The organism is Mucilaginibacter daejeonensis (assembly GCF_020783335.1).
Classification (GTDB): Bacteria; Bacteroidota; Bacteroidia; order Sphingobacteriales; family Sphingobacteriaceae; genus Mucilaginibacter; species Mucilaginibacter daejeonensis.
Genome location: NZ_CP086068.1, coordinates 3,211,131 through 3,227,062 on the forward strand (window position 1 = coordinate 3,211,131; position 15,932 = coordinate 3,227,062).

At 49.3% G+C, this 15,932-nt stretch carries 14 protein-coding genes; 11 read left to right on the forward strand and 3 right to left on the reverse strand.

What is annotated here, in order from left to right:
* The first annotated feature begins 93 nt into the window (after nucleotides 1-93).
* The 5 genes from LLH06_RS13660 to LLH06_RS13680 all read left to right on the forward strand — a co-directional run bounded on the left by LLH06_RS13660 (nucleotide 94) and on the right by LLH06_RS13680 (nucleotide 7,348).
* The gene (locus tag LLH06_RS13660) at nucleotides 94-630 is read left to right on the forward strand and encodes a hypothetical protein (RefSeq protein WP_228169847.1); all 537 of its coding nucleotides are present in this window, start codon (nucleotides 94-96) and stop codon (nucleotides 628-630) included.
* Between the two features lie 364 nt (nucleotides 631-994).
* Nucleotides 995-1,405, forward strand: coding sequence for a hypothetical protein (locus LLH06_RS13665; RefSeq protein WP_228169848.1), 411 nt, complete (start codon nucleotides 995-997; stop codon nucleotides 1,403-1,405).
* A gap of 166 nt (nucleotides 1,406-1,571) precedes the next feature.
* Entirely contained in the window at nucleotides 1,572-2,651 is a 1,080-nt protein-coding gene (locus LLH06_RS13670) for an efflux RND transporter periplasmic adaptor subunit (RefSeq protein WP_228169849.1), read from the forward strand.
* A gap of 22 nt (nucleotides 2,652-2,673) precedes the next feature.
* Nucleotides 2,674-5,916 carry an efflux RND transporter permease subunit gene (locus tag LLH06_RS13675; RefSeq protein WP_228169850.1) on the forward strand — a complete coding sequence of 1,081 codons (3,243 nt, stop codon included), beginning with the start codon at nucleotides 2,674-2,676 and terminating at the stop codon, nucleotides 5,914-5,916.
* Nucleotides 5,909-7,348: a TolC family protein gene (locus tag LLH06_RS13680; protein ID WP_228169851.1), complete on the forward strand. Its 1,440-nt coding sequence runs from the start codon at nucleotides 5,909-5,911 to the stop codon at nucleotides 7,346-7,348. The genes LLH06_RS13675 and LLH06_RS13680 overlap by 8 nt, the downstream gene beginning before the upstream one ends.
* Before the next feature lie 114 nt (nucleotides 7,349-7,462).
* On the opposite strand, the gene LLH06_RS13685 is transcribed toward LLH06_RS13680, so the two are convergent.
* Complete coding sequence (locus LLH06_RS13685; RefSeq protein ID WP_228169852.1) at nucleotides 7,463-7,834, reverse strand: response regulator; 372 nt, start codon at nucleotides 7,832-7,834, stop codon at nucleotides 7,463-7,465.
* Nucleotides 7,835-7,947: 113 nt separating this feature from the next.
* On the opposite strand from LLH06_RS13685, the gene LLH06_RS13690 reads away from it, so the two are divergent.
* Nucleotides 7,948-8,526, forward strand: a complete 579-nt coding sequence (locus LLH06_RS13690) for a Crp/Fnr family transcriptional regulator (RefSeq protein WP_228169853.1) — start codon at nucleotides 7,948-7,950, stop codon at nucleotides 8,524-8,526.
* Between the two features lie 42 nt (nucleotides 8,527-8,568).
* Here the strand turns inward: LLH06_RS13690 and LLH06_RS13695 are convergent, their stop codons facing one another.
* The gene (locus LLH06_RS13695) at nucleotides 8,569-9,108 is read right to left on the reverse strand and encodes a GNAT family N-acetyltransferase (protein WP_228169854.1); all 540 of its coding nucleotides are present in this window, start codon (nucleotides 9,106-9,108) and stop codon (nucleotides 8,569-8,571) included.
* A 411-nt stretch (nucleotides 9,109-9,519) separates the two neighbouring features.
* On the opposite strand from LLH06_RS13695, the gene LLH06_RS13700 reads away from it, so the two are divergent.
* The 4 genes from LLH06_RS13700 to LLH06_RS13715 all read left to right on the forward strand — a co-directional run bounded on the left by LLH06_RS13700 (nucleotide 9,520) and on the right by LLH06_RS13715 (nucleotide 13,635).
* The gene (locus LLH06_RS13700; protein ID WP_228169855.1) at nucleotides 9,520-10,914 is read left to right on the forward strand and encodes an arginine decarboxylase; all 1,395 of its coding nucleotides are present in this window, start codon (nucleotides 9,520-9,522) and stop codon (nucleotides 10,912-10,914) included.
* Nucleotides 10,915-11,018: 104 nt separating this feature from the next.
* Entirely contained in the window at nucleotides 11,019-11,876 is an 858-nt protein-coding gene (locus LLH06_RS13705) for a helix-turn-helix domain-containing protein (protein ID WP_228169856.1), read from the forward strand.
* A 100-nt stretch (nucleotides 11,877-11,976) separates the two neighbouring features.
* On the forward strand, nucleotides 11,977-12,690 hold the full coding sequence (locus LLH06_RS13710) for an SIP domain-containing protein (protein ID WP_228169857.1): 714 nt from the start codon (nucleotides 11,977-11,979) through the stop codon (nucleotides 12,688-12,690).
* A 210-nt stretch (nucleotides 12,691-12,900) separates the two neighbouring features.
* A complete protein-coding gene (locus LLH06_RS13715; protein ID WP_228169858.1) occupies nucleotides 12,901-13,635 on the forward strand; it encodes a class I SAM-dependent methyltransferase in 735 nt (244 codons plus the stop codon).
* 235 nt (nucleotides 13,636-13,870) lie between these two features.
* Here the strand turns inward: LLH06_RS13715 and LLH06_RS13720 are convergent, their stop codons facing one another.
* A complete protein-coding gene (locus LLH06_RS13720; RefSeq protein ID WP_228169859.1) occupies nucleotides 13,871-15,127 on the reverse strand; it encodes a metallophosphoesterase in 1,257 nt (418 codons plus the stop codon).
* A gap of 127 nt (nucleotides 15,128-15,254) precedes the next feature.
* Here LLH06_RS13720 and LLH06_RS13725 point away from each other — a divergent pair, with 127 nt between their 5' ends.
* The gene (locus LLH06_RS13725; protein WP_228169860.1) at nucleotides 15,255-15,911 is read left to right on the forward strand and encodes an HAD family hydrolase; all 657 of its coding nucleotides are present in this window, start codon (nucleotides 15,255-15,257) and stop codon (nucleotides 15,909-15,911) included.
* The last annotated feature ends 21 nt before the right edge of the window (nucleotides 15,912-15,932 follow it).

Here is a 15,932-nt window from a genome sequence, read left to right on the forward strand (position 1 = left end):
ACAAAAGTTTGGTGATCGGTGCTAATAATGGCGGCAAAGCTAACAACTCGTGGTGTAAAACGTTGTATGAGGAGCACCTATAACACACTCATCATGATACGCTTTAAAACATCACTGCTTTTCAGCATTTTTCTATTCATTACTTTTCATATAAGCTTTGCACAGGGTCGCTTTGAGAATCTGAAGATCAACTGGCCGGCCGAATATAAATGGAAGGTAGGCTCGAACCAAAATACCGCACAAGCACAAATGCTTGAATTGATACCGGGTAACGAAAACATCAATAACTGGAGCATCATTGGCACCATGGTTTGCATGAAGGGCGTGCGCACGGTACCCGTGGCCAGCTTTATGCGCACCACCTACACCAAACTCAAAACCTCGGCACCTAATGCCACCCTGCGCGTGATCGAGGATGGCAGCAAAGCTCGAACACCATACATCATTTTCAAGATCGAGTCGCCCGCATTTTTGAACAGTAAGACACCCGAATCACAGTTGTATTATGTGATACAAGGGTCGCAAAGCCTCTTCAACAACTTTGTGGCCGTTAAGCAGGCATACCTCGGTCCGTTATTTGTCGAGAAATGGGTTAAAGTATTTAAAGGCAGCCAGTTCGTCTACAAATGATCTCGTAATAAGTCAGCACAGCGATCACGATCTCTTACCTCAGTCCCAGCCATTGAACTCCGATAATGCGCTGCGACCATTAAAAACAAAGAAAATTTATACAGATCTGTTCAGTATTATCGTTACCATTGCTGAACATCATCGCAAGATGAGGCCACACCGATGGGTTTTGAGCTTATCATGATATGATGAATAGCTTTTATCGTCGGCTTATTGTCAATATTATACTGGGAAAATATATACATCAAAAAAGTTACACTTTACATAACGTTTACCCGTTTTGATCATTAATTTTGCAGCCAGTTGTTAAATATTTTTCAACAATACTAAAGAGATCATTTTATTTAGTATTTTGACCTTTGAAATGGCCTTACTGCTAAGAATATTTCTGTCGTTCAACATTCTGCTACTGTGCGGAGGCTTCAACAGCTTCTATCCGTTCAGCAGTGCAGATGCGAGCACGCAGACCACTACGCAGGGTTCCATCAGGCCTGACGGCTACACTTCATCGGCCCATAACGATGTTCGGTTAAAACCGCTTAGCAAAGGCAAATACCTTCGCAAACTGCTGGCCACTGAATTTGAGGACGATACCGACGAAGTTAGCGCCCAAAAGAAGCATAGCCAAAAGGCTGACCTTTTAGCCGGTCATTTTTTCTCACAACAAGTATGCTACAGCCCCTATGCGGTAGCCCGTACCTTACGTCCCGGTAAGTTACCTCATATCAATATGCCTGACAAACTGTATCTGCGTATACAGGTGTTCAGGATCTGACCTTCTTTTCTTTTTTAGATAAGTGGCCACCGCCGGTGTGCCCTGTCTGCCATTCATTTTTATTTCCCTTTTCCGGATCACAAAGGTGATCAAGGGCCTTGCGCTTTACACGTTAATTCGCTGTACGCCAAACGCCTATTGACCAAATGTTGAAATTACTATATTCATGAAAATACAATTCGTGTTCATGGGCTTGTGCGCTGTGTTGTGCCTTGCCAGTTGCGAACAAAAAAAAGAAGAAAAAGAAGAAGAGAGCAAGCTGCTTGTTACCAGTCCGCTTAAAATGGACACCACCATCGTGAACTCTTACGTGGGCCAGGTGCGGTCGATCCGCCACATTGAGCTGAGAGCACAGGAACGTGGTTACTTAGAAAAAAGCTACGTTGACGAAGGCTCCTTCGTTAAAAAAGGCCAGCTGCTTTTCCAGATCATGCCGAAACTGTACAATGCCGAACTGCAAAAGGCACAAGCCGAGGTGGACATGGAGCAGATCGAATATCAGAACACCAAGAAACTTCGCGATAGCAACATCGTAGCGCCAAATGAACTGGCCATGGCCAAAGCCAAACTGAAAAAGGCACAGGCCGAGGTAGCGCTGATGAAGACGCACTTCGGGTTCACGGAGATCAGGGCACCGTTCGATGGTATCATTGACCGCCTGCAGGTTCGTCCGGGTAGTTTGGTAGATGAAGGCGACCTGCTGACCACACTGGCCGATAACAGCAAGATGTGGGTCTATTATAACGTACCTGAGGCCGAATACCTGGACTACGAGACCAAGAACCACGACAAAAAGCAACTGGTGACCCTACAAATGGCCAACCACGAAAAATTCGAGTACCCGGGCGTAGTGGAGACCGTTGAAGCCGACTTTGATAACGAGACCGGTAATATCCCTTTCCGTGCCACCTTCCCTAACCCTAAAGGTCTTCTCCGCTTTGGCGAGACCGGCAACGTCGAGATGGAAGTGCCATTGAAGGGTGCACTCATCATTCCTCAAAAAGCCACCTTCGAGGTGCTTGAGAAAAAATACGTGTACGTAGTAGATAAGAACGACCGTGTACAGGCCCGCGAGATCACGCTTGGTGCCGACATGAATGACCTGTACGAGGTTACCGCAGGCCTGCAAGCTACCGACAAGATCCTTGTAGAAGGCTTACGCAAGGTTAAGAACAACGACAAGATCGCCTATGAGTTCAAGAACATGAAGGCCATCATCCCTACTCTTCGTTTACACGCGGAATAGTTAACACGTCAATTTTTTTAAGATGTTTAACAAATTTATTCAAAGGCCGGTGCTTGCGATCGTATTGTCGCTGGTCATCATATTCATGGGCGTTCTCGCTATCGAGACCTTGCCCGTGTCACAATTCCCTTCCATTGCGCCGCCGATGGTCGTGGTGAACGTGGCCTATCCGGGTGCCAGTGCCGATGTACTGGTGAACTCGGTGCTTATCCCTATGGAGAAGGCCATCAACGGTGCTCCCGGCATGAAGTACATGACCTCAGATGCCACTAGCGCGGGCGAGGCAACCGTACAGATCGTATTTGACCTGGGTACAGACCCTAACCAGGCCATGGTGAGTGTGAAGACCCGTATAGAGCAGGTGACGAACCGCTTACCTGAACTGGTACAGCGTGAGGGTTTGATCGTGAGCTACACCTCCCCTAACATGCTCATGTACGTTAACCTTTACAGTAAGGACCCAAAGGCTAACGAGAACTTTCTGTACAACTTTGCCGGTGTGAACATCATACCCGAGCTGAGCCGCTTGAAGGGTGTGGGCAGTGCCAAGATATTAGGTAGCCGCCAGTACGCCATGCGTGTTTGGTTAAAGCCTGATCGAATGCGCGCCTATAACGTATCTACCGAAGAGGTGATGAAGGCCATGAGCGAGCAGAGCATCATTGGTTCGCCGGGCCGTTTGGGCCAGAGTACCGGTAAGCGCTCGCAATCGCTTGAGTACGTACTCACCTATCAGGGCCGTTATAACACACCTGAACAATACCAGAACATCATCATCCGTGCCAACAAGAACGGTGAGTTGCTGTACCTGAAGAACATCGCTGATGTGGAGCTGGGCAGTGAGTTCTATGACATTTACTCCAACATGGATGGCCACCCATCGGCAGCGATCACCCTGAAACAGACCTACGGCAGTAATGCCAGTGAGGTGATCAAGGAAGTGAAAGCCAAACTGGCCGAGATCAAGGAAACTTCATTCCCTCCGGGTATGGACTACCAGATCAGCTATGACGTGTCGAGCTTCCTGGATGCGTCTATCGAGAAGGTGATCCACACACTGGTAGAGGCCTTTATCCTGGTGGCTATCGTGGTGTTCATCTTCCTGGGTGACTGGCGCTCTACCCTGATCCCTACCATTGCGGTACCGGTATCATTGATCGGTGCGTTCTTCTGTATGCAGTTGTTCGGGCTTACGATCAATCTGATCACGCTCTTTGCACTCGTATTGGCCATCGGTGTGGTGGTGGATGATGCGATCGTGGTGGTCGAGGCGGTGCACGCCAAAATGGCCGAGGAGCACCTATCACCGTTCAAGGCCGTTAAGCAGGTACTGCAAGAGATCAGCGGGGCCATTATCGCCATCACGTTCCTGATGACCGCTGTATTCGTACCGGTAACGTTCATGACCGGTCCGGTGGGTATCTTCTACCGCCAGTTCGCGATCACCATGGCCACATCTATCGTGATATCGGGTTTTGTGGCGTTAACGCTTACCCCGGTATTGTGCGCCATGATCCTGCAACCGCATGACCATCATCGCAAAAAGACCATCGTTGATAAGGCTTTAGACAAGTTCAACTACGTGTTCGACAAAGTGACCGGCAAGTACACTGGCCTGTTGCGCAAGATCGCCAACCGTCGCGTGGTCACTTTTGCTTTGCTGGCCGCATTTTGCGCGGGTATCTTCTTCACTTCAGAGTCCTTGCCTGCGGGCTTTATACCAGGCGAAGATCAGGGCCAGATCTATGCGATCATTCAAACCCCTCCGGGATCAACGCTTGAGCGTACCAACCACATCTCGCGCGACCTGCAAAAGATCGCCGAGCATATCGATGGCGTACAATCAGTATCGGCCCTTGCAGGTTACGAGATCCTGACCGAAGGCCGCGGATCTAACGCCGGTACCTGTTTGATCAACTTAAAAGATTGGTCGGAGCGTAAGCACTCGGCTAAAGAGATCATTGAAGAGCTGGAGGTAAAGGCCAAGGAGATACCCGGTGCCACCATCGAGTTCTTTGAACCACCGGCAGTACCGGGTTACGGTGCAGCGGGCGGTTTCTCGCTCCGTTTGCTCGACAAGACCAACAGCGGCGATTACGCTTCATTCGGTAAGGTGAACGAGGAGTTCATGGCCGCGTTGAAAAAGCGTAAAGAGCTGACCGGCTTGTTCACCTTCTTTGCGGCCAACTATCCGCAGTATGAATTGCAGATCGATAACAAAGCTGCCATGCAAAAAGGCGTCACCATCAGCAACGCCATGAACAACCTGTCGATCCTGATCGGTAGTACATATGAGCAGGGCTTTATCCGCTTTGGTAACTTCTTTAAGGTGTACGTGCAATCAGGGCCTGAATACCGCGCCTTGCCTGAGGACCTGTTGAAGCTGTATGTGAAGAACGACCGCGACGAGATGGTACCATACTCGGCATTTATGCGGGTGAAAAAGAAACAAGGTTTGAACGAGATCACCAGGTTCAACATGTACACCGCTTCGGCCATCAACGGTGCGCCTGCCCACGGCTATAGTAGCGGCGAGGCCATCAAGGTGATCCAGGAAGTGGCTAAAAAGACCCTTCCTCGTGGTTATGATATCGACTGGCTGGGTCTGTCTAAAGATGAGGTGAATCGTGGAAACGAGGCTATCTACATCTTCATCATCGTACTCATTTTCGTGTACATGGTATTGGCCGCGCAGTACGAGAGCTTTATCATCCCGCTGGCGGTGATCTTTTCGCTCCCTGCCGGTGTGTTCGGCGCATTCATGCTTCTTAAACTGATGGGGCTGGCCAACGACATCTATGCCCAGGTGGGTTTGGTGATGCTGGTAGGTCTGTTAGGTAAGAACGCCGTACTGATCGTAGAGTTCGCGGTGCAAAAGCACCAGCAGGGCGCTACTATCCTGGAGGCCGCCATTGAGGGTGCCAAGGTGCGTTTCCGCCCTATCCTCATGACGTCGTTCGCGTTCATTGCCGGTTTGATCCCGCTGCTGTTCGCTACCGGTCCGGGTGCATTGGGTAACCGAACCATCGGTGCCTCATCTGCCGGAGGTATGTTGTTCGGCACCGTGTTCGGTGTGATCATCGTTCCGGGCCTGTACTACATATTCGGTACCCTGGCCGATGGCCGTAAGTTGATCCGCGATGAGGATGAGACCCCATTGTCAGAAGAGTTCGCTCCTAAAAAGAAGAAAAAGAAAAAGCTTTGGTTCCTTCGCTCAAAAGATGACCAGGCTCAGTTAATTGAAACACGCAACGACCATGAATAAGAGCACGATATATAAATGTATGGCGATAGCTGGCCTATCGTTCACTTACCAGGCGTGTAAACTACCGGCCGTTACCCAACGTACCGAGAACAAGACCGTACCGTTAGCCTATGCACAGGCTAACGGACAAGATACCACCAACAGCGCCAAGACCATTTGGAAGGACTTTTTTAAAGATCAGTACCTGAACGCCCTGATCGACACGGCCCTGAAGAACAATCAGGAGCTGAACGTGACCATGCAGGAGATCGAGGTGAGCCGTGCCGAGATCAGGGCCCGTAAAGGTGAGTACCTGCCATTTGCAGGCATCAGGGCCGCAGGCGGTGTAGAAAAGGTGGGCCGTTATACCAGTCAGGGTGCCAACGATGCCAATACCGACATCAAACCCGGCCGCGAAACACCCGACCCCCTACCCGATTACCTGATCACGGCCTATGCCTCATGGGAAGTGGATATCTGGCACAAGCTGCGTAACTCCAAAAAGGCAGCTGTAGCACGCTATCTGTCATCGGTTGAGGGCCGTAATTTTATGGTGACCAACCTGGTGGCCGAGATAGCCGACTCGTACTATGAATTGCTGGCGTTGGATAACCAGCTCGAGATCCTAAAGCAGAACATCGGCATCCAGAATAACGCGCTAAAGATCGTACGGATACAAAAAGAGGCCGCCCACGTTACTGAATTGGCCGTGCAGCGTTTTGAAGCACAGGTGCTCAAGACACGCAGTATGCAGTACGACATTCAGCAACAGATCACCGAGACCGAGAACCATATCAATTACCTGTTAGGTCGCTTTCCGCAGCCTATACCACGTGATGATAACGGTTTCGAAAAGCTGGACCTGATGCCGATACAGGCTGGCTTACCTTCGCAACTGCTCTCTAACCGTCCGGATATCAGGCAGGCCGAAATGGATCTGGCCGCCTCTAAACTGGATGTGAAAGTGGCTAAGGCAAGGTTCTACCCTTCGCTTAACATATCGGCATCTATAGGTTACAATGCGTTCAGCCCGGCGTTCTTGTTCAACATGCCGCAATCACTCATCTATTCGCTTATAGGCGAGGTTATCCAACCGGTAGTGAACCGTAACGCCATTAAAGCCAACTACAGCAGCGCCAATGCCAAGCAGTTGCAGGCAGTTTACAAGTATGAACAAAAAGTGTTGAATGCTTATGTGGAGGTGACCAACCAAATGGCCAAGATCAGCAACCTGGAGCAAGGCTATGATCTGCGCTCTAAGCAGGTGCAGGCGCTATCACGCTCGGTGAGGATATCTAATGACCTGTTCCGGTCGACCCGTGCCGATTATATGGAGGTGTTGCTGACACAGCGTGATGCATTGGAAGCGAGATTTGACCTGATCGATACCAAAAAACAACAGATCAACGCACGCATTAACGTGTATCAAGCCCTTGGCGGAGGCTGGCAATAGTTTATAATAGTTAATTGAGTTAAGTCCGTATTTGCCGATACCGCAAGCCCTGCATTTTTGCAGGGCTTTTTTTGTGCCAGGCTAAAACCTGATCACCCATATTTTAACTTAACGTTAAGCCGCCACCGGCAGCATCTCACTAATTTTATGCAAGAACAAGTTAATGTCGAACGGCTTTTGAAGTACCAGGTCCGGCGGTCCTTGCTGCTCATAGCAGACCTCCAGATCGCTCAAACCTGAACAGATAATGATACCGATGTGTTGGGTCAGGTCAGAGGTCTTGAGCTGGTCACAGATCACACGTCCGTCGCCGTCAGGCAGCTGAGCGTCTAAAATGATCAATCCGGGCTGAAAATTCGCGATCGCGTCAAACACGCCGGTGCAATTATCGATGGTTTGAATTTCGTAACCCTTTGAGCGTAACAATACGCTGGTTACCCTCAGGCTCAGCAGATCATCATCAACGATCAGTATCTTATTATTCATAGGTTATAAGCAGTTAGATGTCGCCTTCACAAGGCAATTCGCATGCCGTTACCGCTACCAATCTTAACTATTGCGAAATTTTAAATGATAACCCTTATTATTAGTTTTGCCGGATGGAAGCGCAGGCCGATATCATCATACACAACGTAAGCAAACACATTGACCTTACCCAAGCCGAAAAGGACATATTTACGGGCATGTTGCGTCCAAAAACCCTTAAGAGGAAAGAATACTGGCTAAGTACAGGTGATATTTGTAAGCATACGGCCTTTGTTACATCCGGTTGTTTGCGAGGTTACACCGTTGACCATAACGGAATAGAGCACGTATTAAGTTTTGCCCCGCGCGATTGGTGGATGGCCGATATGTACAGTTTGCTGACCCAAAAAACAGGCATATTGAACATACAGGCACTCGAAGATACCGAGATGCTGCTGCTGCCAAAAGCCCAGCAAGAGGAGCTGTACCGGTTGGTACCCAAGTTCGAAAAGTTCTTCCGCATACTGGCCGAGCGATCGTTGGTGGCCTACCAGCAGCGCCTGATCGACAACCTGAGCCTGCCCGCTTCCGAACGTTACGCCCGCTTTTGTGAGCGCTACCCAACCCTGATCTACCACCTGCCTCAAAAGCAGATCGCCTCATACATTGGCGTAACGCCAGAGTTCTTTAGTAAGATGCGTAAAGAGCTTTGACCGATCGCTACCTGATCAAACCTCGCATAGATTGAGGATATATCAGTTTTTTGGTGTGCATTGGTCATTCTTTAATTCGAACCAATGATGTGCCTCGTTATCCAGGCAAAAGGTATTAGTTCTTATCAATCCTACCCGCTCCAAGATCTTGATCGATGCCACGTTGTTTACGTTGGCCATGCCATATAAGGCAGGCAGCTTCATTTTGTTGAACGCATGATCCACCCACGCATAGGCGGCCTCACTTGCATAGCCCTTGCCCCAGTGATCCCTGAGTAGCCTGTAACCAAGGTCGTGGTAATTAACATGACCGTTCACCGGCTCGGTGATGTATTTAAGGCCGGCCCAAACCACAAATCGCCCTGAGTCTTTTTCCTCAACGCCCCACCTGCCAATGCCGTTGTCAACATACTGTTGCCTGATATAGGTGATCGTATCAAGAGCTTGTTGCCTGGTGGAGATAGGACGCTGCCCCAGGTAGGTATGCACCAGCGGATCAGCATCAAGCTGGAACATGCCCTCTCCATCATCAGGTACCAGTTCTCTTAAGATCAATCGTTCGGTCGTGATCATATCTTCCATCCAGGTTAGGGTTTATCGATAAGGCAAGTTAAACACAATGAGGAATATTCAGGCCTCCAAAGATCAGGCATCCTACTTCCTGATCATCTTAAAAACGATCAATGATCAGCACCAATACACCATTGGATATACATCTCAGTAGGTCAACCGGACCAACCGACCTTTTGCTGCATCCCGGTGGTTCGATCCAATGTGAAGAATACAGCTCATTAGCTTAACTCTTTCGAACGTTGGCCATCAGCACAAAGCACTGTATCTTAAACAATTATCACGTATCATTCTTTACCTATGTAAGTGACCCAACGGCTGTGCAAAAACAATTACATTTCGGCGATGATTTTTGTATAGCAAGTGCGGATCATTGTCAAAAAAATAATTCATTTTTGCGAAAAATAGATCGATAGATAAAGGATGCAAAGCTACCAGGAGTTTTTAGACCTGAGTGTGGGTTTCCCGCAAGAAGGTTTCGAGATCATTGACGACGAATTGTATTTTCATGACCTCAACCTGATGGAGATGATCGAGACATATGGTACGCCTTTGAGGTTCACCTATGTGCCCATCATCTCTAAAAAGATACAGCAGGCCAAGCTGATGTTCCAGCAAGCCATCATCAAGAACAATTATCGCGGAAGCTATAAATATTGTTATTGTACCAAGAGCTCGCACTTTAAGCACGTGGTGGAGGAAGCCCTGAAAAATGGCATCCACCTCGAGACCTCGTCGGCCTTTGACATGCCGATGATCGATGCTTTGGAGAAAAAGGGCGTGGTGACCAAGGACATTACCGTGATCTGTAACGGTTTCAAGACCTACCAGTACAAGCAATACATCGTTGATATGCTGCACGATGGTTTCAGCAACATCATCCCGGTATTGGACAACAAAGAGGAGTTCAACATTTACGATGACGAGATCGAGCTGGATACGCCTTGTAACCTGGGTATCCGTATCGCCTCTGAGGAGCAGCCCGACTCACAGTTCTACACCTCACGTTTGGGCATCCGTATGGAAGATGTGATCGATCTGTATTATAACAAGATCGAGAAGAACCCGAACTTTAAGGTGAAGTTGCTGCACTTCTTCATCAACTCGGGCATATCTGACACGCCATACTACTGGAACGAGTTAGAGAAATACGTGACCCTGTACTGCAAGTTCAAAAAGATCAACCCTGATCTGGACACGCTGGATATCGGTGGCGGTATGCCTTTCAAAGATTCGCTGGTATTTGACTTTGATTACGAGTACATGATCAACGAGATCGTGAGCCGTATCAAAGAGATATGCGCCGAGCACGAGGTAGAGGAACCAGATATCATCACTGAATTTGGTAAATATACTTGTGCCGAAGCGTCAGGCATCCTGTACAAAGTATTAGGCCGCAAGCAACAGAACGACCGTGAGAAATGGTTGATGCTGGACGGATCGTTCATCACTAACCTGCCCGACGTTTGGGCGCTGAACCAAAAATACATCCTGCTGCCGATCAACAACTGGGATGCAGAGTATGAGCGCGTGAACCTTGGCGGTATCACCTGCGATGGTCAGGACTACTATAACCAGGAAGCGCACATGAACAGCGTTTACATGCCAAAAACACGTAAGGTACAATACCTGGGATTCTTTAATACCGGCGCCTACCAGGAGGTACTGAGCGGTTATGGTGGTATACACCACTGCTTGCTTCCTTCACCTAAGCACGTGCTGATCCGCCGCAACCGAGACGAGACCTTCAACTTTGAGGTATTTGGCGAAGAGCAGAACAGTAAACAGGTACTGAAAATATTAGGCTACACGGCGTAGCCCCTCTATATCTCCCCCGAGAGGGGTGACCTAAAGAACTACCCATCAGATCATCAAACCCTCCCCACCCCGGGGAGGGTTTGGATGGGTTATAGTGCTGAGTTATGAAAGATATCCCTATCCATAAATTTGCCGACTGGGCCAGCACTACCGGTATAGAGATACGGCATACCAGTTCGGCCCACCTGGAAAAGGACGTACGTTCGCTGGGCGTGCATCGCGATGACCATTATATCTTTTTTCTAGCCGAAGAGGGCGAAAGCTCCATGATGGTCGATTTTGAGGAAGTCACCATCCGGGCCCGTTCCATCTACTATGTGCTTCCCGGCCAGGTTCATCACCGCTTGGATAATAACAAGATATCGGCCTGGTTCATCGCTATAGATACCGCACTGGTCCCATCAGAATACCGCAGCATATACGAGACGCGCCTGCTATTACAGCAGCCCTACATTCTGGACGATGTGCAATACAAACGCTTCCAGGATCTGATCACCATTATGCACGAACATTTTGTGCAGAACACCGACTCTGTTTTTTACCACGATATCCTGCGGTCGTTACTCAATTCCTTTTTAGGAATGGCCGCCTGCGGTTATGAAAGCCAGAACAGCGATAACCGCAAACATACCCGCCCGGTACAGATCGCCAATGAATTAAAGCAATTACTGGCCCTGCACTACAAGACCGAGAAACGCCCGCTGGCCTACGCCGAAATGCTCAATATCAGCGAAGCGTACCTGAACGAGGCCGTTAAAAAGGTGACCGGTTTCCCGGTATCGTACTGGATCATGCACGAGGTGATGCTGGAGGCCAAACGATTGCTTTACTACAGCCAGTACAACGTTAAAGAGATCGCCCACCAGTTAGGGTACGATGACCATACCTACTTTTCCCGCATTTTCAAAAAGCTCGCCGGCACTACCCCACTGGCCTTCCGCGCTTCGGCCAGTAGCCGGTAAGATCAAGGTTACCGCGGATCGTCCAATTTATACCTGAATGCGGCCATTTCGGGGCAGCACTATTTACCGTTCATTTGTACCATCAGAACCTGATCAACATATGAACACTGATACACTACACCGGATCAAGAAAAAAGCCGCTCACCTGATCGAGAACCGCTTGTTAAAGACCGGCCGCGTGCTTGAGGTACGCAAATGGCAACCATCTACCATGATTGAGATCGACCTGCATCTACCGCAAACCGCTATGGAAGATTGGAAAGAGGTACCTTACATCAAATGCAAGGTGGCCGACCTTACCTATCGCGACTATACTCCCACCGGCTGGGACGCCGAAACGCACACCTGCACCCTGTTCATTGATGCGGCCCACCAGGGCCCTGGCAGTAAATGGGCGCAGCAGTTGAACACCGGCGATAGCATTAGTTACCTGGGCACCAACTCTACCCGCCAAATGCCCTCGCCTACGTCATCAGTGATCTGCCTGGGCGATGAGAGCAGCCTGGGTCACCTGTTGGCCATGCAGCAACTCACCATGCCACAGACGCGCTTTACCGGCGCGGTACTAATGGGCAACGAGCACGACCGCGGCCTGTTCAAGGAATACCTGCGCTCGCCGCTGCAACCCATCGCCCGTAATGACATCTATGGCCATCACAGCCTTACCGAGTGGTTGCTCGAACGCTCTTACAGCTTGCACGACACAATATTTTACATCGTGGGTAACAACACCATGGTGGTGGAGCTGCGCAAGCTTTTACGTAAACAAGGTTTTAGCCGTAACCAGATCCAATGTCAGGGCTTTTGGTCCTGAGTGTGGGTCATTATCACTTTTTACCATGACCATCATTTTAGCTAACATCATCAAATTAGGGCTCGCCTTTGGGCTGAGCTACTGCCTGGTGAACTTTCGTAATTGCACTTTCAAAAAGTGAACACCACAAGTGGTTTTGTGGAGCATGCTTGAGTATTTCAAAACAAATACGGTAATTTAGCATTGCATAACACACATACCATACCTACTATGTTCAACTTACGGACCTGCCTGTTACCGGGTATCATCTTGTTTTGCTGCTGCACGTCGCCTGCTAAAAAGAGCGACGATAGCGCGTCACAACAAAAGAAGGACAGCATTTACACCTACAAAAAGCCGGCTGTAAATGGCATTGGCAAGGTGTATAAAGGCCGCGAGATAGCACAGGTAATGGGCTTTACGGGTGCTGGCTGGCTCGAGCGTGATACCCGCAACCAAGAAGAGAACGTTGAACTGGCGGTAAAGAACCTGCCCGTGACCAAGACCAGCATCGTGGCCGACATTGGGGCAGGCACCGGCTTCTATACCTTCCGCATATCACCCAAGGTGAAAAAGGTATACGCCATTGAACTGGAAGACGATGTGCTAACCAATCTGAAGCAACGCGCCCAAACCCTGAAGCAATTTAATGTGGATGTAGTGAAAGGCATGGAAAAGGCTCCCAACCTGCCCGATAGCAGCGTAGATCTGGCCCTGATGGTTGACGTATACCACGAATTAGAATACCCTCACGAGTACCTGCAAGCCTTATACAAGGCACTGCGCCCCCACGGCAAGATCGTGATGCTTGAATACCGCGCCGAAGACCCGGAAGTGCCCATCAAGGCTCTGCACAAAACGACCGCTGCACAGATCACCAAAGAACTTACTGCCAATGGCTTCTTCTTTGTCGAGGACCGCAAGGACCTCCCTATGCAACATTTCCTGATCTACGAGAAGAAGTGAGGTAGTTTATTGGTTGAATGGTCTTAGTAAGTTGAATGGTTGAGTGCTTGAGTAGTTGAATGGTTAAAAAGTTAACTAACTTGAATAGTTAAGTAGTCCGCATTTATCGATTTAGGCAGCGATCGGTCTCCTATTCAACGCCAACCATTCAACCCATTCCAACTGATCAAATTATTCAACTATTCATCCGCTCAACCACTCAACTTAATCAACCACTTACCTTTACCCAACTCACTCACGCTATCCTCTTCCTTAGCTCGATCACGGTGATCTCAGGCCAGATGCCTAATCGGCCGGAAAAAGCCAGGAAGCCAAAGCCACGGTTCACGTATAAGTTGCGGCGGTTCTCTTCCATGGGGCCGGCCCAGTCCAGGTAACGGTTCTTCACCGGGCTCCAGCGGAACTTGGCGGTCTCCACACCAAATTGTGCACCATGGGTATGGCCCGATAGGGTCAGGTGAACCAGCTTATCGTGGTAACGTACCTTTTCTTCCCAATGGGTGGGGTCGTGTGATAGTAGTATCGTGAAGTCATCCTTAGCTACACCGTCCAGCGCCTTATCCAGGTCGCCGATCTGGATGAAGTCGCGGCCCCAGTTCTGTACACCTGCCAGTATGATCTTTTGACCGTTCTTTTCAAGGGTCACATGCTCATCCAGCAACAATCGGTAGTCCAGCTCTGCATGGTGCTGCTTCAATTTTTTCAGGTTGGCGGCCTTTTGTTGTTCGCCTCCCGGCCAGCGAATGTAATCCCCATAATCATGATTACCCAAAATAGAGAACTGCCCGTAAGGGGCCTTCAACTGCTTAAAACGATCGATGTAAGGCTCTATCTCTGATGCCACGTTATTGACAAGGTCGCCCGTGAACACGAAAAGGTCCGATCGTTGGGCGTTGGCCAGGTCGATACCGCGCTGAATGGCATCCACGTTATCAAAGCTTCCCGAATGAATATCTGATAATTGCGTGATGGTAAAACCATCAAAGGCGGCCGGCAGATCATCAAAGTAAAAGGTTTGGCGGTGTACCTTGTAGTCGTACTTACCCTTGAACATGGCATACATGAAGGACGTAAAAGGCACCGAAGCAGCCAAAACAGCGGCCTCACCCACGAACCTGCGCCTTGCAGGCACATAGCTGCCAGTGCCGGGCTTTTTGCCTATAGCATTGACCAGCCCCACCACCAGGCGGTAGATATCGGCCGGAAAGAGCACCAGTACAAAGAACACTTTGCTGACCAGCAACGTGATAAAAATGCTGAGCACCCATTGGTTAAAAGGCGTCATGCCGGGTGGTTTGGAGGAACGCATCATCCCTACCGTCATTAGTATCACGATCAGTACTTGTATAGCCCAGTATACCGTGATCACTACCTTACGAGTGCCTTTACTGGCCGACGACAGCAGAGTACGGATGCCTTGCTGCACATACAGGTCTAACAATAAACTTACTACTACCAGAACGATCGCTAAACCTACTATACCGTGACGCATGGATAAATGTTGAATTGCTCAATATACGAGTGAATGGTAACAGCGCAAGTGGGGCTTTGTTGCCTTACCGTCAGTTTTATTACGTTATGCTGATGCCTCGACGCTAAAACCACTACTTTTGCCCCCAATGGAGACGACCAACCAACCCGACCTTAAGAACAGGTTCGACAGCATCATATTTGACCTCGACGGCACGCTTTGGGATTCGACCGCGAACGTGGCGCAGGCCTGGCAGCAAGCCAAGCAGGAGGTAGATTTTGTTAAGGAAGATATTACCCAGCAAACCGTACGATCGATCACCGGCATGGCTTACGATGCTATTTTTGATAAGCTTTTCCCTTACCTTAACGAGGAAAAGCGCAACACGATCAAGTCTATCTGCGCCCGCCACGAGCTGGAAGTATTGAATACAAAAGGCGGTGAGCTTTATCCCGACCTGAAAGAAACCCTGAGCTACCTGAAAGACCGTTACAAGCTTTTTGTGGTGAGCAACTGCCAGAACGGCTACATTGAGACGTTCCTTCGGTTGAACGACCTGGAAGACGTTTTTATGGGTCACCAATGCTATGGTACCAAAGGGCAGCCCAAATACCAGAACATATTAGATGTGGTGAACGATCACGAGCTGAAAGCACCTGTTTATGTGGGCGATACCCAGGGCGATCATGACAGCGCCACCAAAGCAGGCGTACCTATCATATTTGCCACTTATGGCTTTGGCACCACAACCGGTGAGCCACTGGCCTACATCGATAAGTTCAGCGAGCTGCAAAACATTCTTTAAACGTACGGTCCAGCGAGCCGT